Consider the following 19,128-nt stretch of genomic DNA (forward strand, 5'->3'; position numbering starts at 1 on the left):
ACATGCTGACGGCAGGGCAGGTCCTCCAGCTCGTCCGCGATGGCTCCTGCCGTACCCGCAAAGAGCTGATCGAGTTCACCGGCCTGTCCCGGTCGACCATCACCGACCGGGTCGACCGGCTCATCGCCGCCGGCTACCTGCACGAGTCCGGCGTCGGCGCCTCCGGCGGTGGCCGGCCGCCCTCCGTGCTCGACGTCGACGCCGCCCGGCGGCTGGTGCTCGTGGCCGACCTGGGCGCCACCCACGCCAGGGTGGCCCTCACCGACCTCGCCGCCCGGCCGTTGGCCGAGGAACGCGCCGAGATGCGCATCGACCGCGGGCCCGAGGCCGTGCTGACGTGGGTGCGCGAGGCGTTCCAGCGCATGCTGGACCGGGCCGGACGGCCGGCGAGCGAGGTGTGCGGCATCGGGCTCGACCTGCCCGGCTCGGTCGACCACACCAGCGGGCGGATGATCAGGTCGTTCCTGATGCCGGGCTGGGACGACCATCCGATCAGGGAGGCGATCGGACGCACGTACGACGTGCCCATCCTGGTGGAGAACGACGCCAACGCGATGGCGCTCGGCGAGTGGTGGTCGTCCTGGCGGGAGACGGACTCGCTGATCCTGGTCAAGGTGTCAACCGGCATCGGCACCGGCATCGTCCTCGACGGGCAGATCTACCGTGGCGTCGAGGAGGCCGCCGGGAACATCGGGCACGTCCGCATCCGGGAGACCGACGACCGGGTGTGCACCTGCGGCTCCCGCGGCTGCGTGGCCTCCCTGGCCAGCGGGCACGCCCTCGCGGCCGACCTCGGCCAGGAGACCAGCCGCGACGTCGTGCGCCTGGTGCAGGCGGGCGACCCGGCGGCCATCGCGCGCACCCAGGAGGCGGGCCGCACGCTGGGCGTGGTGCTGGCCACCGCGGTCAGCCTGCTCAACCCCGGCGTGCTGGTGCTGGCCGGGGACATGGCGCAGACGCGGGAGCACTACCTGACCGGGATCAGGGAGGTCGTCTACCGGCGAAGCCTGCCGTACACGACGCGCAACCTGGAGATCGTCCCCAGCCGGCTCGGCGACCGGGCCGGGATCACCGGCATGGCGGTGATCGTCATGGAGCACGTGCTCTCGCCCGCGGCCGTGGACGGCGCGCTGGCCGCCGCCGTCGGGTGATCAGGCGAGGGCTGCGGGCAGGGCGGTGGCGGCCTCGGTGAGCGAGGGGCCGTACCAGGTCAGCAGGCGGCCGCTGACCAGCGCGCAGGGCAGGCCGGGGAACGCCTCGGGGCCGTCGTCCGCGCTGAAGGCGTAGGGCTCGTCGGGCAGTACGACCAGGTCGGGGCGGTTGCCGGTCAGCTCGGGCAGCGGGATCTTGGGGTAGCGGTCGGCGTGGCCGGCGTACAGGTTGTCCACGCCGAGGTGCCGCAGCACGTCCCCGGTGAAGGTGTCGCGGCCCACGACCATCCAGGGGCGGCGCCAGATCGGGACGATCGCGGTGCGGCGCGGGCCGGGCGCGGGGGCGCCCCACGCCTCGCGGGCGGTTTCCAGCCAGGCCGGGCGGTCCGTACGGCAGGCGTGCGCGAACATGCGCTCCAGCGAGGCGAACGCCTGCTCCAGCGTCTCGATCCTGGTCACCCAGACCGCGACGCCCGCCTCGCGCAGGGCCTCGACGTCGGGCGCGCGGTTCTCCTCGACGTTGGCCAGGACGACGTCCGGTCGCAGGCGGAGCACGGCGTCGAGATCGGGGTTCTTGGTGCCCCTGACCCTGGCCACGTCCAGGCCGGCCGGGTGCGTGCACCAGTCCGTCGCCCCGACCAGCGCCTCCGGGACGGTCGCCGCCACGGACTCGGTCAGCGACGGCACCAGCGACACGATCCGCCGGACGTCGCGGGGTACCTTCACAGGCACCCCTGTGTCATCGTGGACCACGGCACCACCTTAGGTTGCGTTTTCCTGAAATATGCGTAGCACCACTCTTATGTCGGTATAGATCCGTAGAATCCCGGTAAAGATCGTTAAAACTCTGTGATCGGGGGCTCGACGGTTGGAGCACGAGGCATCGGATTTCGATCCGAACACGCCGAACGTGGCACGGCTCTACGACTACTACCTCGGCGGCAAGGATCACTTCCCGGTCGACCGGGAGGCGGCCGAGCGGATCCTCACGGTGGCGCCCGAGGTACGGGCGGCGGCGCGGGCCAACCGCGCCTTCCTCGGCCGCGCCGTACGCCACCTCGCCGAGGCCGGGATCAGGCAGTTCCTCGACATCGGCACGGGGCTGCCGACCCAGGGGAACGTGCACGAGGTGGCCGCCAAGATCGCGCCGGGCTCCCGCGTCGTCTACGTCGACCGTGACCCCGTGGTGCTGGTGCACGCCAGGGCGCTGCTCACCGGCCACGGCGACGACACCACGGTGGTCGAGGGCGACCTGCGCAATCCGGGCGACATCCTGCGCGACCCCGAGGTGCTGCGGGCCATCGACTTCAGCCGGCCGGTCGCCGTGCTGCTGGTGGCGATCATGCACTTCATCGAGGAGTCCGACGATCCCGAGGGGATCCTGAAGACGTTGCGTGAGGTCATGGCCCCGGGTAGTTACCTGGTCATGTCCCACGGCACCAGCGACGCCCGTCCCGACGCGGTCAGCACGGGCACCGAGGTCTACCGCAACGCCACCGCGCGGCTGGCGCTGCGCAGCCGGGCCCGGATCAGGGAGCTGTTCGAGGGTTTCGAGCTGCTGGAGCCCGGCCTGGTGTGGCTGCCCGAGTGGCATCCCGACCAGACGGACACGATCGACTTCATGGACCGTCCGGAGTCGTCGCTCATCGTGTGCGGCGTCGCCAGGAAGGTCTAGGACGCGCTCATGGACCTCGGCCTCGCCGTCCCGCAGTACGGCAGGTTCGCCGCGCTGCCCGCCGTGACCCGGGTGGCCCGCGAGGCAGAGGCGATGGGGTTCGCCGCCCTGTGGGCGGGCGACCGGCTGCTGACGCCGCTGCGCCCCAAGGACCGCTACCCCGGCGGCGACGGCAGCGTGCCCGAGGCCCATCGGGTGTTCCTCGACCCGTTCGCGGTGCTGGCCGTGGCCGCGTCCGTGACGTCGTCCGTGCGGCTGGGGACCAGCGCGCTCAACGCCTGCTGGTATCCCCCGCCGGTGCTGGCCCGCTCGCTCACCACGATCGACCACCTGAGCGGCGGGCGCCTGGCGGCGGGTCTCGGCCTCGGCTGGTCCTCCGACGAGTACGCCGCCGTGGGCGTGCCCTGGAAGGGCCGGGCCGAACGCTACGAGGCCACCCTCGACGCCCTGGAGGCGATCTGGGGCGAGGACCCCGTGACGTTCGAGCACGAGCTGTGGACGATCGCGCCCAGCCACATCGACCCCAAGCCGGCCCGCCGCCCGCCGCTGCTGCTGGCCGGGTTCGCCCCGGAGGCGCTGGCCAGGATCGGGCGCAGGGGCGACGGCTGGCTGACGGCCGCGCTGCCGATCCCCGCGCTCCTCGCGATGTGGAAGACGGTCAGGAAGAGCGCCGAGCAGGCCGGACGCGACCCGGACGCGCTGCGCATGATCCTGCGCTCCAACCCGGTCGTCACCGCCGACGGCACCCCGCCGAGGAGCGGCACGGTCGCCGAGATCTCGGCGTACCTGTCGCAGGCGGCGGAGGCCGGGGTCCACGAGGTCATCCTGGACCTCCAGCACACCGCCGCCGACGTCGACCACCTGCTGGAGCTGGCCGCCGAGTTCGGCGAGCGCCTTCGCGCCGCCTGAACCCGGGGCCACAGCCGGCTGCCTGAGCGTCGGCTACTTGAGCGCGGAGAGCGCGCCCTCGTAGTCGGGCTCCTGGGTGATCTCGGGCACCAGCTCGGAGTAGACCACGTTGTCGTCGGCGTCGAGCACGACGACCGCGCGCGCGGCCAGGCCGGCCAGCGGGCCGGACTCCTGGGCCACGCCGTAGTCGGTGAGGAACTCACGCCCGCGCATGAGCGACAGCATGGTCACCTTGTCGAGGCCCTCGGCGCCGCAGAACCGGTTCTGGGCGAAGGGCAGGTCGGCCGAGACGCAGAGCACGACCGCGTCGGGGTGCTCGGACGCGACCTGGTTGAAGCGGCGCACCGAGGCCGCGCAGACGCCGGTGTCGACGCTCGGGAAGATGTTGAGCACCTTGGTCTTGCCGGCGAAGTCGGCCAGCGTGCGGTCGGACAGGTCGGTGCCGACCAGCGTGAAGGCGGGCGCGGCGTCGCCGGGCTTCGGGAAGGCGCCGCCCACGGTGATCGGGTTGCCCTTGAAAGTGACGTCGGACATGAAAGCCTCCTGATAGCGATGTTCCCCGACCGCGATCCTAGCGGCGCGATCTCCCCCGCCAGGCAGCCCGGCCCCGGCGCCACGCACCGCTCGACGTCACGCCGGTACCGGGCCCGCGCATCACCGGTACCGGCCGCGCGTGATCGCTAGACGTTGCGCCGGTACTGGCCGCCCGCCTCGAACAGGGCGTCGGTGATCTGGCCGAGCGAGCAGACCCGGGCCGCGTCCATCAGCACCGCGAACGCGTTGCCGTCGGACATCGCGACCTCGCGCAGCCGCGACAGCTCCGCGGGCGCCTGTGCCCGGTTGCGCTCGTGGAAGTCGCGCAGGCGGTCGAGCTGCGAGCGCTTCTCCTCCTCGGTGCCCCTGGCCAGCTCCAGCTTGTGCGGGTCGGACTGCTCGGCGCCGGGGTTGCGGAAGGTGTTGACGCCGATGATCGGCAGGGAGCCGTCGTGCTTGCGCATCTCGTACAGCATCGACTCGTCCTGGATCTTGCCGCGCTGGTAGCCGGTCTCCATCGCGCCGAGCACGCCGCCGCGGTCCGACAGCCGCTCGAACTCGGCCAGCACCGCCTCCTCGACCAGGTCGGTCAGCTCGTCGATGATGAACGAGCCCTGCAACGGGTTCTCGTTCCTGGCCAGGCCCCACTCGCGGTTGATGATGAGCTGGATCGCCATCGCGCGGCGCACCGAGTCGGCCGACGGGGTGGTGACGGCCTCGTCGAAGGCGTTGGTGTGCAGGCTGTTGCAGTTGTCGTAGATGGCGATCAGGGCCTGGAGGGTCGTGCGGATGTCGTTGAAGGACATCTCCTGCGCGTGCAGCGACCGGCCCGAGGTCTGGATGTGGTACTTGAGCTTCTGCGAGCGCTCGCCCGCGCCGTAACGCTCGCGCATGGCGACCGCCCAGATCCGGCGCGCCACCCGTCCGAGCACGCTGTACTCGGGGTCCATGCCGTTGGAGAAGAAGAACGACAGGTTCGGCGCGAAGTCGTCGACCCGCATCCCCCTGGCCAGGTACGCCTCCACGTACGTGAACCCGTTGGCCAGCGTGAACGCGAGCTGGCTGATCGGGTTGGCCCCTGCCTCGGCGATGTGGTAGCCGGAGATCGAGACCGAGTAGAAGTTCCTGACCGCGTTCTGGATGAACCATTCCTGGATGTCGGCCATCATCCGCAACGAGAACTCGGTGGAGAAGATGCAGGTGTTCTGCCCCTGGTCCTCCTTCAGGATGTCGGCCTGGACCGTGCCCCTGACCGTGGCCAGCGTACGGGCGCGCAGGTCGCGGGCCTCCTGCTCGCCGGGCTCGCGGCCCTGCTCGGCGCGGAAGCGGTCGAGGGCCTGGTCGATCGCGGCGTTGAGGAAGAAGGCCAGGATGGTGGGCGCCGGGCCGTTGATCGTCATGGACACCGACGTGTTGGGCGCCGCCAGGTCGAACCCGTCGTAGAGCACCTTCATGTCGTCGAGCGTGGCGATGGACACCCCCGAGGTGCCGACCTTTCCGTAAATGTCGGGACGCAGGTCGGGGTCGTGGCCGTACAGGGTGACCGAGTCGAAGGCCGTGGACAGCCGGGTCGCGGGCTGGCCCTCCGACAGCAGCTTGAAGCGCCGGTTGGTGCGGAACGGGTCGCCCTCCCCGGCGAACATCCTGGTCGGGTCCTCGTCGTCGCGCTTGAACGGGAACACCCCGGCGGTGAACGGGAACGACCCCGGCAGGTTCTCCGAGCGCAGGAACCTCAGCAGGTCACCGTGGTCGCTGAAGCGCGGCAGGGCCACCCGCGGGATGCGGTTGCCGGACAGCGTCTCGCGCCAGAGCGGAGTGTGGATCTCCCGGTCGCGGATCTTCACGACCAGCTCGTCGCTGCTGTACGCCTCCTTGACCGCGGGCCAGCCGTCGAGCAGGCGGCGGCTCTCCTCGCTCAGCTCCCCCTCGGCCTGCTCGGCGAGCCCGGCCAGCCGGGCGTCCTCGCCGCCCAGGAGCTCCTGTACGGCGGCGAGCTGCTGACGGCGGCGCGCGACCTCCGCCTGGGCCAGCGTCTCGGCGTGGTAGGTCCGGACGGACTCGGCGATGTCGGCCAGGTAGCGGGCCCTGGCGGGCGGGACGATCGCCGCGGCCGCCTTGGAGGTGCGCTCGGTCACGACGGGCAGCAGCCCCGGCCCGACGTCCTCCAGCAGCAGGCCCTTGAGGTGCTGGTAGAGGGCGGTGACGCCGGCGTCGTTGTAGCGGGCGGCGATCGTGCCGAAGACCGGCATGTCCTCGGGCGACTGACCGAACGCCTCCCGGTTGCGCACGAGCTGGCGGCGCACGTCGCGCAGGGCGTCCTCGGCGCCGCGGCGCTCGTACTTGTTGATGACGACGGCCTCGGCGAAGTCGAGCATGTCGATCTTCTCCAGCTGGGAGGCGGCGCCGAACTCGGGGGTCATGACGTAGATGGGCACGTCCACGTGCGGGACGATGCCGGCGTCGCCCTGGCCGATGCCCGGGGTCTCCACGATCACCAGGTCGTAGCCGGCCGCGCGGCAGGCGGTGACCACGTCGTCGAGGCAGGCCGGGACCTCGTTGGCGGCCCCGCGGGTGGCCAGCGAGCGGAAGTACGTCTGGGGGCCCAGGCTGTTCATCCTGATGCGGTCGCCGAGCAGCGCGCCGCCGCCGCGCCGGCGGGTCGGGTCGATGGCGAGGATGGCGATGCGCAGCTTGTCGTCGTTGTCCACCCGGAAGCGACGGACCAGCTCGTCGGTGAGCGACGACTTGCCCGAACCGCCCGTCCCGGTGATGCCGAGCACGCGCGCCGGGCGCTCCTGGACGGCCACCGCGGCCTTCAGCCCCTCGACCAGCTCGGCCGAGGCGCGTCCGGACTCCATGAAGGTGATCGCGCGGGCCAGCGCCGCCTGGTCGCCCGAGAGCACGGCCTCCAGGGGCGGCGGGTCGCCGAGCTCGTGGTCGCACTCCTCGATCAGCTTGTTGATCATGCCGGGCAGGCCGTACCGCTGGCCGTCCTCCGGCGAGAAGATGCGCGTGACGCCCCGCTCGTGCAGCAGCTCGATCTCCTCGGGGACGATCACGCCGCCACCGCCGCCGTACACCTTCACGTGGCCCGCGCCGCGCTCGCGCAGCAGCTCGACCAGGTAGGTGAAGAACTCCACGTGGCCGCCCTGGTAGGAGCTGATGGCCACGCCCTGGACGTCCTCCTGGAGGGCGGCCGTGACGATCTCGTCCACGGACCGGTTGTGGCCGAGGTGGATCACCTCTGCCCCCTGCGTCTGGAGGATGCGCCGCATGATGTTGATCGCCGCGTCATGGCCGTCGAACAGCGCCGCGGCGGTCACGAAACGGACAGGGTACGCCGGAACGTGCACGCCTGATCACTCCTTTGTGAGGGGACCCCTCCTGCGAAAGATACTAGGACGTCCAACTATTTCGATAGTAGGACGTCCTCGTAGCTCCGTCCGGTCGGGGTAAGGACTGCCCCAGGGGGTGACGCCGATGCGCGCGTTGACATTCGAGCCGGGCCGGCCGGGGATGCTTGAGGTGGAAGAGGTGCCCGATCCGGAACCGGGCCCCGGGGAACTGCTCGTCCAGGGGCTGGCCCTGGGGGTCTGCGGGACCGACAGGGAACTGGCGGACGGCGAGTACGGCTGGGCGCCGCCCGGCCGGAGCCGTATGATCATCGGCCATGAGTCGCTCGGCCGGGTGCTCCAGGTCCCCGACGGGTCCGCCTTCTCCCCCGGCGACCTGGTCGTGGGCGTGGTACGCCGTCCCGACCCCGAACCGTGCGGCGCCTGCGCGCGCGGCGAGTTCGACATGTGCCGCAACGGCCGCTACACCGAACGCGGCATCAAGGAGATCGACGGCTACGCCGGTGAGCGGTGGACCGTCGAGGCCGGGTACGCCGTGCGCCTCGACCCCTCGCTGGAGAGCGTGGGCATGCTCGTCGAGCCGACGTCCGTGGTGGCCAAGGCGTGGGAGCACATCGAGCGGATCGGCTCGCGCGCCTGGTTCGAGCCGCGCACGGTGCTGGTGACCGGCGCGGGGCCGATCGGGCTGCTGGCGGCGCTGCTGGGACGGCAGCGGGGGCTGGAGGTGCACGTCCTGGACCGGACGGCGGGCGGGGCCAAGCCCGCGCTGGTGGCCGACCTGGGGGCGACGTACCACGTGGGCAGCAGCCTGGACGCCTTCGCCAACGCCAAACCGGACATCATCATCGAGGGGACCGGGGTGGGGCAGCTCGTCATGGAGTCCATGACCTGCACGTCCGCGGCCGGGATCGTCTGCCTGGCCGGGCTGGCTGCGGGCGGCCGCACCCACCGGCTGGACGTGAGCGAGATCAACCGGGACATCGTCCTGGAGAACGACGCGATCTTCGGCACGGTCAACGCCAACCTCCGCCACTTCCGGGACGCCGCGACCGCCCTGGCCCAGGCGGACCGGACCTGGCTCGAACGCCTGATCACCCGCCGCGTCCCCCTCAGCCAGGCCAAGGACGCCTTCGTCCACCACCCGGGCGACGTCAAGGTGACCCTCGACCTCACCACCTGACCCACTTCGAGGGCGGCCCCGACGGTTGCGCCCCTGGGAGGGGCCCGTCCCCGGGGAGGTCAGTCCTTGGGGGTGTAGGGCTTGCGGCGGGTGGTGGGGGTGCGGCCGGCCGCCGGGCGTCCCGCGCCCGCCGCGACCCGCTGCCGGGGCGGGGTGGTGCCCACGCGGATGCGGGAGGCGTCCTGCGGCGCCTGATCGGGCGCGAGGACGGTCACGCGAGGCGCCCAGTCCTCGCCATCCCCGATGCGCGCGGCACGTGGGCCATCAACGGTACGGCGGTCGTCCAGGCCGGGGCGGCCGGCGCTGCGGTCTTCTGGCGCGTTCCAGGGGCGGGGCCAGCTGAAGCGGCGGTGGGTGCCGCGGCGGCGGCCCGTCACGCGTAAGGAGAGCACGACGGTCACCAGCACCATCGCGACCAGCAGCGCGGGCGGCGTCCCCAGGACGTCCAGAGGCGAGGACCGCCCCACCTCCGTGCGCGGCGCGGGCACGAACGGACGCTCGGTCGACCGGATCTCGGCCGCCTGGTCGGCACCGGCCTTGACCAGCCGGGGAAGCCCGTAGCCGACGACCTTGTCGGTGTCCCTGACCTTGCGCTTGAGCCAGACACGGTCGACGTTGGCCTCGATGGTGTGGATCTTCTTGCCCTCGACCCGTTCCACGATCCCGACGTGGTCGACGCCCTTGTAGCTCTTGCCGCCGCTCCAGTCGTAGAAGACCAGAGCGCCGGGCTCGGGCCGCTGCGCCCAGGCCTTCTGCTTGATGAACCAGGCCGCGTGGGACGGCGTCCAGGCGAACTGCCCGACGTACGGACTGAGGCCGGTTCTGTCGGCTGCCCAGGCGATGAACATGTCACACCAGGGGGCGTTGCGGTATTGGGTGTCCTGGACGCGATCCGCGTACCACTGGCCGAACTTGGTGCTCTGGCCGCTCTTCTCCTTGTAGCCGACTTCCTGCCGTACCTGCTTCAGCAGCGCGTCCGCGATCGGGTCCAGGGTGACTCCTCCCCGAAAAACCGACAAATCACGATGGACTGTAGTAGCGCCATCGCGAATTTGCTCGAATCATTCAGAAAGTGTCTATCAATGGGCCCAAATTTCGGCATTGGGACGCATGTGACTGCTGTGACGGGCGATATCGCCCGTCAGGCCCCCGCACCCACGCGGTAGACGCTCACCTCACCCGCGCCCGGCGCCACCACGTCGGCCACGATCACGGTGACGTTGTCGGGCGAGCCGCCCTCGTTCGCCAGGTCGATGAGCCGCTGGACGGCGGCCGCCGGGTCTGCCACCGTGGTCAGCACCTCGTGCAGGACCTCGGGCCCGAGCACGGTCGTGAGCCCGTCGGAGCAGAGGAGGTAGCGATCATCAGGCTCGGCCTCGCGCAGCGCCATGTCCGGCTCGGCCCTGCCCTCGCTGCCCAGGACGCGCAGCACCATGGACCGCCGGGGATGTACGGCGGCCTGATCCTCCGTTATCCGCCCTTCGTCCACCATCGACTGCACAAGTGTGTGATCCTTGGTCATCTGATAGAGCGCGCCATCACGAAGCAGGTATCCGCGGGAGTCACCGAGATGAGCAAGGGCGAACCGGTAGCCGTCCCACAGCAGGGCGGTGACCGTGGTTCCCATCCCCCGGCGGGCCGGGTCGATGTCGGCCAGCTCGACCAGCCTGCGGGCCGCCTCGTGCACGGCGCCCTCCAGGGCCGCCTCCAGATCGGAGCCGGTCTCGGGAAGCGTGGCATCCAGCTCGCGCATGACGGCGATCGCCGCCGAGCTCGCCAGCTCGCCGGCCGCGTGCCCGCCCATGCCGTCGGCAACCACGAGCAACCGGCCACTCGCATAGCCGGAGTCCTCGTTCTGCTCCCTGCGGCGGCCCACGTCTGATCCGGCGGCATAGCGGATGTTGTGCTTCATACCCAGCAGTAAATCATTGGTTGAAAGACTTCACAAGCAGATGCGCTGAAGACTCTTGTGAACTACTGTGGGTTTCATGAGCCACGACCCGACCGTGAACGCCGGGGACATCGCCCGGCTCGCCGGTGTCGGGCGTGCCGCGGTGAGCAACTGGCGCCGCCGCCACGACGACTTCCCCCAACCGATCGGCGGAACCGCGAACCAGCCGCTGTTCTCGCTGCGGCAGGTCGAGTCCTGGCTGCGCCGCTATGGGAAGTCCTACCAGGTCTCGCTGGCAGATCGGGTGTGGCAACGCCTGAAAGCCGCCGGCGATCTGCGGCTGGGCCATCTGGTCGCCCAGGCTGGAACGCTGCTGACCAGCGGAGAGAGCGAGCTGGAGCCCGAGCTGGCCGGGCTCGTGACGGAGCTGGCCGAGCGGCACGACCCGCTGACGGCCTACGAGTTCCTCTGCGAGCGTTACCTGGAGGCCCACTCCCGCCAGCTCTCGGTCACCCGCGACGACGTGGCCGAGCTGATGCTGCGGCTCGTCCGGGCCGACGGCGCCACCGTCCTCGATCCCGCCTGCGGGGTCGGCACCCTGCTCCTGCCGCCGTCCGCCGTGCCGGAACGCGCCGAAGCCGTTCCCGGCGACCCCGCGCCCGCCGACGGCGACCCGCCCGCGGGCCGGGGCGGCCCCGCCCGCGTCCTCGGGCAGGAGCTCAGCGAGACCTCGGCCGCCATCACCGCGGCCCGCCTGCGGCTGCGCGGCATCCAGGCCGACATCGTGGCCGGCGACTCCATGCGGCTCGATGGCTTCCCCGAGCTCAAGGCCGACGCCGTGGTGTGCGATCCGCCGTTCAACGAGCGGGCCTGGGGTTACGAGGAGCTGACCGGCGACCCGCGCTGGGAGCACGGCCTGCCGCCGCGCGGCGAGCCCGAGCTGGCCTGGGTCCAGCACTGCCTCACCCACGTCAGGCCCGGCGGCCTGGTCGCGGTGCTCATGCCGCCGGCCGCCGCGAGCCGCAAGGCGGGCCGCCGGATCAGGGCCAACCTGCTGCGCGCCGGAGCGTTGCGCGCGGTGGTGGCGCTGCCGGGCTCCGACCTGTGGCTGCTGCGCCGGCCGCGGGCGGGCGAGCGGCCGCCGTCGGAGGTGCTCATCCTCGACGCGACGGCCGACCTGTCGCCGGTCGAGCCCGCCTGGCTGGCCTACCTCGACGACCGCTCCGACCAGACCGTGCGGATCATCGACCTGCTGGCCGACGAGGTCGACATGACCCCGGCCCGCCACCAGCGCCGCGACGACGTGGGCCGGGCCTTCGCGCAGGCGCGCGACCGCTTCCTCGCCGCCGCCGCCGTCCCGCCCGACCTGAAGGTGCTCGACCAGCCGCTCGACCAGCCGTCCACGACGCTGGGCGACCTGATCAAGGAGGGGCTGGTGAGCACGTCGCAGGCGCCGCCCAAGATGGCCGCCGACGGCGGCGACGTGGCCGTGCTCACGGCCGACGACGTGCTGACCGGCGGCGCGCCCTCCGGCCTGACCGGCATGCAGCCGGGCCTGATCGTGATCCGTCCCGGCGACGTGGTGGCCTCCTACTCGGGGGTGCGGGTGATCGCCGACGGCGGCGCGGTGCTCGGCCCCCACCTGACCCTCTACCGGGTCGACGCCCGCAGGCTCGATCCCGACTTCCTGGCCGGGTTCCTGCGGGCCGCGGGCGGCCGGGTGACCACCGGCTCCAGCAGGTTCGACGTGCGCCGCACCCGCGTGCCCAGGCTGTCGCTGAAGGAGCAGAAGGCGTACGGGGAGGCGTTCAGGCAACTGGCCGTGCTGGAGGACGCGCTGCGCGAGACCTCGACGCTGGGCCGTACCCTGATCAGGCTCGGCCTCGACGGGCTGGCCGACGGCCATCTGCACCCGCAGTCCTGACGGTGTAGTTTTTCCCGAAAGGCTGCGTGGAGGGGCGAATGGTCATCGGCGACCGCTATGAGCTCGACGACCTCCCCCTCGGGCAGGGCGGGATGGGCGCGGTCTACGCGGGCCACGACCGCCACCTCGATCGCAGGGTCGCGGTGAAGCTGCTCAGGCTGCCGAGCGGCCCCGACCACGAGCTGGAACGCCGGTTCATCCGCGAGGCGCGCATCCTGGCCAGGCTGGAGCATCCGGGCGCGCCCGTGCTGTACGACTTCGGCACCCACGAGCAGCGGCTCTACCAGGTCATGCAGTTCATCGAGGGCGTCACGGTGGCCGACGTGGTCAGCGAGCACGGCCCGCTGCCGGTGCCGTGGGCGGCGGCCATCGCGGCCCAGGCGTGCGCGGTGCTGTCGGCGGCCCACGCCCTGGCGATCTGCCACCGCGACCTCAAGCCGACCAACCTCATGCTCTGCCCCGACGGCAGCGTCAAGGTGCTCGACTTCGGGCTCGCGCTGCTGCGGGACGCCGACGTCACCACGTTCACCCGGATCGGCCAGATCCTCGGCACGCCGGCGTACATGGCTCCCGAGCAGATCCAGCACGGTGTGGCCGAGCCGCGCAGCGACCTGTACTCGCTCGGCTGCGTCCTGCACGAGATGCTGACCGGGCGGCAGCTGTTCACCGGGCCGACCGACTACGTGGTGTTCGAGCAGCAGGTCAAGGAGCGTCCGCCGGCCATCCCCGGCCTTCCCGACAAGCTGGGCGCGCTCCTGGCCGAGCTGCTGGAGAAGCAGCCGGAGAACCGTCCCGCCGACGCCGACGAGCTGTACGAGCGGCTGGCCCCCTTCGCCGTCGGGCTGCCGATGCTGCCCGGCTTCCTGACCGAGGCGCCGAGCCCCGGCCGCATGTACGCCCGCATGGTGGGCCGCGTGCTCAGCCCCCGGTCGTAGGGCCCCGGAATCCGGCGAAGGCGGCGATCAGGGCGTCCCCCAGGCGGTCGCGCCAGCAGTAGCGGTCGTGACCGCCCGCGAACTCCCGGTAGTCCGCCGCCGCGCCGAGGACGGCTCGCAGCCGTTCGGTCGGGCCGTGCATGGCGTCGTCCTCCAGGCTGCCGAGCTGGAGGTGCACGCGCGGCACCGGGCCCCTGGCCAGCTCGCCCGTCAGCCATTCGGGCTCGGGGCCGTCCGGCCACCAGAACGAGCCCGACTGCGACACCGCCGCGGCGAACCTGCCGGGATGCCGGTGGGCGGCGTAGACGGCGGTGAGCCCGCCGAGGCTCTGACCGGCGATCACGGTGAAGCCGTCGTGGGGCAGCGCGTCCACGAAGCCGGGGTCGCAGGTGAGCCGGGCCACGCGGTCGGGGCCCGACTCGACCAGCCAGGCCCGGACCGGCGGGATGCGGCCGGCCGCGATGAGGTTGTCGAGGACGACGGGCAGGTCCTCGGTCCACTCCTCGCCGTCGAGCGCGACCAGCGAGGCGACCGGCGGGAGCGCGGGCTCGTACCGGAACCCGGCGGGCTCGCGGACGAGCTCGTGACGGCGCCGGCCGGGGACCAGCCACGGTGACGACGGGGTCGTCTCGGCGATCGAGAAGCCGCGCCACCGGCGGGGGTTGAGCGGGTCGGCGACCTGCGCGCCGTCCACCTGGAGGTGGTAGGAGGCGCGCCAGCCGCGCCGCACGCGGAAGGTGCGGCTCCACAGGTCCGGCCCGAGCTCCAGCAGGGTGTCGGCGCCGTCGGGACGCAGCCTGCCGGCCAGGACGCGCACCTCGCCGGCGGGGCCGTGCCACCGGAACGTGACCGCGTCGTGCTCGTCGTCGAGCCGGCTGACGACGGGCGTGACGGTCGCGCCCGGGAGCGGGACCGGCAGGGTCTCGGGCGGAAGGTCGCTCGTCAAGGCGGGCTGCTCCTCGGTCCGGTCGGAGACGTTGCAGCACCCTACCCCACACCTCCAGGCTGCCCTGAACGCGCTCTCCTGGTAACGCCGATCGTTATGCAGACCCCGTTGACAGGGCGGCACAGAGGCCGCGAATCTGGCGAGAGAGCGCTCTCTCACATCCCCCGTTCTACCCAGGAGGGTTTCCATGACCCCTCGTATCCGGCGGCTCGCCGTGCCCGTGCTCACCGCGTCCCTGCTCGCGCTGGCGACGGCCTGCGGCAGCGGCGGCGGAAGCCCCGCCACGGAGGCGAGCGCCAAGCCCGGCGAGAAGATCAAGCTGTCCGTCGGCCTCTTCGGGGACTTCGGCTTCAAACCGCTCTACGAGGAATACAAGAAGACCCACCCGAACATCGAGGTCGTGGAGGCCGTCACCCAGTTCAACGACCACCACAACAACCTGGTCAAGCGCCTGGCCACGAACGCCGGCGCGGGTGACGTCGAGGCCGTCGAGGTGGGCTACGTCAGCACGTTCACCTCCCAGCCCGGCAAGTTCGTCGACCTCAAGCAGTACGGGCTCGACAAGCGCCAGGGCGACTACCTCGACTGGAAGTGGCAACAGGGCCTCAGCAAGGACGGGCAGCAGCTCCTCGGCCTCGGCACCGACGTCGGCGGCCTGGCCATGTGCTACCGCAAGGACCTGTTCAAGAAGGCCGGGCTGCCGAGCGGACGAACCGAAGTGAGCGCTCTCTGGCCCACCTGGGAGCAGTACATCGAGACCGGCAAGAAGTTCGGCGCCGCGAAGGTCGCCGACGCCAAGTTCGTCGACTCCCCCGGCGAGATCTTCCGCGCGATGGTCAACCAGGCCCCCGTCGGCCTGTACGACGCCCAGGACAAGATCATCGTGGACAGCAACCCCGACGTGAAGAAGGCGTGGGACCTGTCCAACCAGCTCACCCAGGAAGGCCTGACCGCCAAGCTGGCCGCCTTCACCCCGCCGTGGAACACCGGTTTCGCCAAGGGCTCGTTCGCCACGATCATCTGTCCGGCCTGGATGACCGGGTTCATCCAGGAGCAGGCCAAGGACGCCTCCGGGAAGTGGGACATCGCGACCGTGCCGGGCGGTTCGGGCAACAGCGGCGGCTCCCACCTGATGGTGCCCAAGCAGAGCAAGCACCCGAAGGAGGCGGCCGAGCTGATCGACTTCCTGACCTCCAAGGAGAACCAGGCCAAGGTGTTCAAGGAGGAGGGCACGTTCCCGTCGATCCCGGCGCTGTACGACGACCCCTCGATCCAGAACTTCACCAAGCCGTTCTTCGGCGACGCCCCCATCGGCAAGATCTACTCCGACGCCGCCAAGGCGCTCAAGCCGCAGCACCTCGGCCCGAAGGAGGCCGACGTCCGGGTGGCGATCGGTAACGGGCTCGGCCGGGTCGAGCAGGGCAAGCAGACGCCGGAAGAGGCGTGGGCGCAGGTTCTCCAGGACGTCCAGAAGATCAGATGAGCACGCTCCCGCTGTCGGTGCCGACCCGGCGCCGGCGGCGTAGCGTCCGGCACACCCTCGACGTGAGGGTGTCGCCGTACGCCTACGTCGCCCCCTTCTTCCTGCTGTTCTGCGCCTTCGGGCTGTTCCCGCTCATCTACACGGCCTGGGTCAGCCTGCACGACTGGACCCTGCTGTCGGAGGAGCACACGTTCGTCGGCGCGAAGAACTTCCAGACGCTGCTGGCCGACGGCTACTTCTGGAACGCCACGTTCAACACGCTGTCCATCGGCGTGCTGTCCACCGTGCCGCAGCTCCTGCTGGCCGTCTGGCTGGCCCATCTGCTGAACCGGCGGCTGCGCTTCCAGACGCTGCTGCGCATCTCGATGCTGCTGCCCAACGTCACCAGCGTGGTGGCCGTGGTGGTGATCTTCAGCCAGCTCTTCGGCCGCGACTTCGGGCTGATCAACTGGGTGCTGTCGTGGTTCGGCATCGGGAACATCGACTGGGCGGCCGGCACCGCGACCTCGCACATCGCGCTCGCCGTGATGATCATGTGGCGCTGGACCGGCTACAACGCGCTCATCTTCCTGGCCGCCATGCAGGCCGTGCCGCGCGAGCTGTACGAGGCCGCCACCCTCGACGGCGCGAGCAGCTTCACCCAGCTCCGCCGGATCACCATCCCGATGATCCGGCCCACGATCATCTTCGTCGTCATCGTCTCCACGATCGGCGCGATGCAGATCATCGCCGAGCCGCTGCTGTTCGGCCAGAGCAGCGGCGCGGGCGGCGGCGCGGCCAGCGGCGGCCCGGACCGCCAGTACCAGACGCTCGCGCTGTTCGTCTACGAGCAGGGCTTCACCAAGTTCGACTTCGGGTACGCCTCGGCGGCGTCCTGGCTGATGTTCCTGGTCGTGGTGGCCGTCGCCGGGATCAACTTCCTGATCAGCCGCCGGGTGAAGGGCGGCACGACATGAGACTGCGCTACCTGACCCTCATCGCGGTCGCCTTCTTCTCCGCCTTCCCGCTCTACTACAGCGTGGTGGTGGCCTCGCGGCACAACTCGGCGCTGGCCGAGGTCCCGCCGCCGCTGCTGCCCGGCGGGAACTTCCTGGCCAACGTCTCCCGCGTGTTCGACACCGTGCCCTTCGGGCTGGCGCTGCTGAACTCGGTCATCGTGGCGGGCTCGATCGCGGTCGCGGTGATGTTCTTCTCGACGCTGGCCGGGTTCGCCTTCGCCAAGCTGCGGTTCCGGGGCAGGAACGCCATGCTGGTGATCACCGTGGCCACCATGATGGTCCCGGCCCAGCTCGGCATCATCCCGCTCTACCTGCTCATGGTGAAGCTGGAGTGGACCGGCACGGACTACGCGCTGATCGTGCCGGCGCTGGTCAACGCGTTCGGGGTGTTCTTCATGACCCAGTACCTCACCCGGGCGCTGCCCGACGAGCTGCTGGAGGCCGGGCGGGTGGACGGCTGCACGACGTGGGGCCTGTTCTGGCACGTCGTGCTGCCCGCCGCGCGGCCGGCGGCGGCCGTGCTGGGCATGCTGACGTTCATGTCGGCCTGGAACGACTACTTCTGGCCGCTGGTCGTGCTGAACCCGGACAACCCCACCGTCCAGGTGGCCCTGTCCACGCTGGCCAGCGGATACGTCAACGACTACGTGCTGGGCCTGGCGGGCACGGCGGTCGGCGTCCTGCCGCTCGTGGCGGTCTTCGCCCTGTTCGGCAGGCAAATCATCGGTGGAATCATGCAAGGAGCTGTTAAGGGATGAAGTTTCCCGAGGAATTCGTCTGGGGAGCCGCCACGGCGTCCTACCAGATCGAGGGGGCGGTCAAGGAGGACGGGCGGGGCCAGTCGATCTGGGACACCTTCTCCCACACCCCCGGGAAAGTGGCCGACGGCGACACCGGCGACATGGCCTGCGACCACTACCACCGGTACAAGGACGACGTCGCGCTGATGCGCGAGCTGCGGCTGCGGGCCTACCGGTTCTCGGTGGCCTGGCCGCGCGTCCAGCCGGACGGCAGGGGGCCGATCAACCCGCGCGGCCTAGCCTTCTACGACAAACTCGTAGATGAACTACTAGCCGCCGAAATTTCGCCTTATGTCACCCTCTACCACTGGGACCTCCCCCAAGCCCTCGAAGCCCACGGCGGCTGGACGGACCGCGACACGGCCTACCGCTTCGCCGACTACGCCCAGGCCGTGCACGACCGGCTCGGCGACCGGGTGACCCACTGGACGACGCTCAACGAGCCCTGGGTCTCGGCCTTCCTCGGCTACGGCAACGGCGTCCACGCCCCCGGCCGCCGCGACCCCGGCGAGGCCATGCGCGCCGCCCACCACCTCATGCTCGGCCACGGCCTGGCGGCGCGCCGGCTGCGGGCGGCCGGGGCGCGCAGCATCATGCTCGTGGTCAACTCCGCGCCGGTGCTCACGCCGGCCCAGGTCAACGACCCCGCGGCGGTCGCCGGCGAGGCGGACGCGGCCGCCGCAGAACGCGTCCATGCCCTGCTGACCAGGCAGTTCCTCGACCCGGCGGTGTACGGCACGTACCCGGAGGAGGTCCTCGCGGCGGCGGCGCGCAACGGCGGGACCGCGCACGTCCAGGACGGCGACCTGGAGCTGATCAACGCGCCGATCGACCTGGTCGGCGTCAACTACTACAACCCGTGCGTGGTCGAGTCGGGCCCGGGGCTGCCCGCCGACGCCGCCTGGCCGGGCTCGGAGGACGTGCGCTTCACGACGGCGGACGCGCCGGTCACCGCGATGGGCTGGCCGATCGTGCCCGACGGCCTGTCCCGGCTGCTCGTCCGGCTCTCCAAGGACTATCCGCAGGTCGGGCTCATGGTCACCGAGAACGGCGCGGCCTTCGACGACCGCGTCGAGGACGGGCGGGTGCACGACGACGAGCGCGTGGCGTACCTGGACGGGCATCTGCGCGAGGTGCACCGGGCCGTCGAGGCGGGCGCCGACCTGCGCGGTTACCTGGTGTGGTCGTTGCTCGACAACTTCGAGTGGGCCGAGGGCTACCGGCGCAGGTTCGGCATCGTGCACGTGGACTACGCGACGCAGACCCGGGTGCCCAAGGACAGCGCCCTGTGGTACCGCGACGTGATCAGCAGGAACGGCCTGTAGATTTTTTCCGTGCTCTCCCTCTTG

Annotated in this window: 16 protein-coding genes; 10 read left to right on the forward strand and 6 right to left on the reverse strand. The window is 71.1% G+C overall.

The annotated features are described in order from the left end of the window. Positions 1 to 2 precede the first annotated feature (2 nt). On the forward strand, positions 3 to 1,151 hold the full coding sequence (locus AB0J97_RS16710; RefSeq protein ID WP_364089168.1) for an ROK family transcriptional regulator: 1,149 nt from the start codon (positions 3 to 5) through the stop codon (positions 1,149 to 1,151). Here the strand turns inward: AB0J97_RS16710 and AB0J97_RS16715 are convergent, their stop codons facing one another. Then, a complete protein-coding gene (locus AB0J97_RS16715) occupies positions 1,152 to 1,877 on the reverse strand; it encodes a helical backbone metal receptor (RefSeq protein WP_364089171.1) in 726 nt (241 codons plus the stop codon). 142 nt (positions 1,878 to 2,019) lie between these two features. Between AB0J97_RS16715 and AB0J97_RS16720 the strand changes: the two genes are divergently transcribed. Further along, entirely contained in the window at positions 2,020 to 2,826 is an 807-nt protein-coding gene (locus tag AB0J97_RS16720) for an SAM-dependent methyltransferase (protein ID WP_357694961.1), read from the forward strand. Positions 2,827 to 2,835: 9 nt separating this feature from the next. Then, positions 2,836 to 3,735, forward strand: a complete 900-nt coding sequence (locus AB0J97_RS16725; RefSeq protein ID WP_364089175.1) for a TIGR03619 family F420-dependent LLM class oxidoreductase — start codon at positions 2,836 to 2,838, stop codon at positions 3,733 to 3,735. A 33-nt stretch (positions 3,736 to 3,768) separates the two neighbouring features. On the opposite strand, the gene tpx is transcribed toward AB0J97_RS16725, so the two are convergent. Next, the gene (gene tpx, locus AB0J97_RS16730) at positions 3,769 to 4,269 is read right to left on the reverse strand and encodes a thiol peroxidase (protein ID WP_357694957.1); all 501 of its coding nucleotides are present in this window, start codon (positions 4,267 to 4,269) and stop codon (positions 3,769 to 3,771) included. A gap of 146 nt (positions 4,270 to 4,415) precedes the next feature. Then, positions 4,416 to 7,622, reverse strand: a complete 3,207-nt coding sequence (gene icmF, locus AB0J97_RS16735; protein WP_364089179.1) for a fused isobutyryl-CoA mutase/GTPase IcmF — start codon at positions 7,620 to 7,622, stop codon at positions 4,416 to 4,418. A 127-nt stretch (positions 7,623 to 7,749) separates the two neighbouring features. Here icmF and AB0J97_RS16740 point away from each other — a divergent pair, with 127 nt between their 5' ends. Next, entirely contained in the window at positions 7,750 to 8,802 is a 1,053-nt protein-coding gene (locus AB0J97_RS16740) for a glucose 1-dehydrogenase (RefSeq protein WP_364089182.1), read from the forward strand. A 59-nt stretch (positions 8,803 to 8,861) separates the two neighbouring features. Here AB0J97_RS16740 and AB0J97_RS16745 read toward each other — a convergent pair whose 3' ends face one another. Continuing rightward, a complete protein-coding gene (locus tag AB0J97_RS16745) occupies positions 8,862 to 9,821 on the reverse strand; it encodes a CHAP domain-containing protein (protein ID WP_364089185.1) in 960 nt (319 codons plus the stop codon). 122 nt (positions 9,822 to 9,943) lie between these two features. After that, positions 9,944 to 10,714: a PP2C family serine/threonine-protein phosphatase gene (locus tag AB0J97_RS16750; protein ID WP_357694950.1), complete on the reverse strand. Its 771-nt coding sequence runs from the start codon at positions 10,712 to 10,714 to the stop codon at positions 9,944 to 9,946. Positions 10,715 to 10,790: 76 nt separating this feature from the next. On the opposite strand from AB0J97_RS16750, the gene AB0J97_RS16755 reads away from it, so the two are divergent. Both AB0J97_RS16755 and AB0J97_RS16760 read left to right on the forward strand, forming a co-directional pair. Then, positions 10,791 to 12,617: an N-6 DNA methylase gene (locus tag AB0J97_RS16755; RefSeq protein WP_364089188.1), complete on the forward strand. Its 1,827-nt coding sequence runs from the start codon at positions 10,791 to 10,793 to the stop codon at positions 12,615 to 12,617. A 38-nt stretch (positions 12,618 to 12,655) separates the two neighbouring features. Next, on the forward strand, positions 12,656 to 13,552 hold the full coding sequence (locus tag AB0J97_RS16760) for a serine/threonine-protein kinase (protein ID WP_357694947.1): 897 nt from the start codon (positions 12,656 to 12,658) through the stop codon (positions 13,550 to 13,552). On the opposite strand, the gene AB0J97_RS16765 is transcribed toward AB0J97_RS16760, so the two are convergent. Beyond that, on the reverse strand, positions 13,536 to 14,498 hold the full coding sequence (locus tag AB0J97_RS16765) for an alpha/beta hydrolase-fold protein (protein ID WP_364089192.1): 963 nt from the start codon (positions 14,496 to 14,498) through the stop codon (positions 13,536 to 13,538). The two genes, AB0J97_RS16760 and AB0J97_RS16765, sit on opposite strands and share 17 nt — an antisense overlap. A gap of 187 nt (positions 14,499 to 14,685) precedes the next feature. Between AB0J97_RS16765 and AB0J97_RS16770 the strand changes: the two genes are divergently transcribed. Genes AB0J97_RS16770 through AB0J97_RS16785 form a run of 4 tightly spaced genes read left to right on the forward strand, consistent with a single transcriptional unit; the run spans position 14,686 to position 19,104 of the window. Beyond that, on the forward strand, positions 14,686 to 15,981 hold the full coding sequence (locus AB0J97_RS16770) for an extracellular solute-binding protein (RefSeq protein WP_364089195.1): 1,296 nt from the start codon (positions 14,686 to 14,688) through the stop codon (positions 15,979 to 15,981). Continuing rightward, the gene (locus tag AB0J97_RS16775) at positions 15,978 to 16,937 is read left to right on the forward strand and encodes a sugar ABC transporter permease (RefSeq protein ID WP_364089198.1); all 960 of its coding nucleotides are present in this window, start codon (positions 15,978 to 15,980) and stop codon (positions 16,935 to 16,937) included. The genes AB0J97_RS16770 and AB0J97_RS16775 overlap by 4 nt, the downstream gene beginning before the upstream one ends. Next, positions 16,934 to 17,737, forward strand: a complete 804-nt coding sequence (locus AB0J97_RS16780) for a carbohydrate ABC transporter permease (protein WP_357694939.1) — start codon at positions 16,934 to 16,936, stop codon at positions 17,735 to 17,737. Before AB0J97_RS16775 ends, AB0J97_RS16780 begins: the two co-directional genes overlap by 4 nt. Then, positions 17,734 to 19,104, forward strand: coding sequence for a GH1 family beta-glucosidase (locus AB0J97_RS16785; RefSeq protein ID WP_364089202.1), 1,371 nt, complete (start codon positions 17,734 to 17,736; stop codon positions 19,102 to 19,104). Before AB0J97_RS16780 ends, AB0J97_RS16785 begins: the two co-directional genes overlap by 4 nt. Positions 19,105 to 19,128: the final 24 nt, after the last annotated feature.

Origin of the sequence: Nonomuraea sp. NPDC049607 (genome assembly GCF_040675375.1) — a bacterium.
GTDB lineage: Bacteria > Actinomycetota > Actinomycetes > Streptosporangiales > Streptosporangiaceae > Nonomuraea.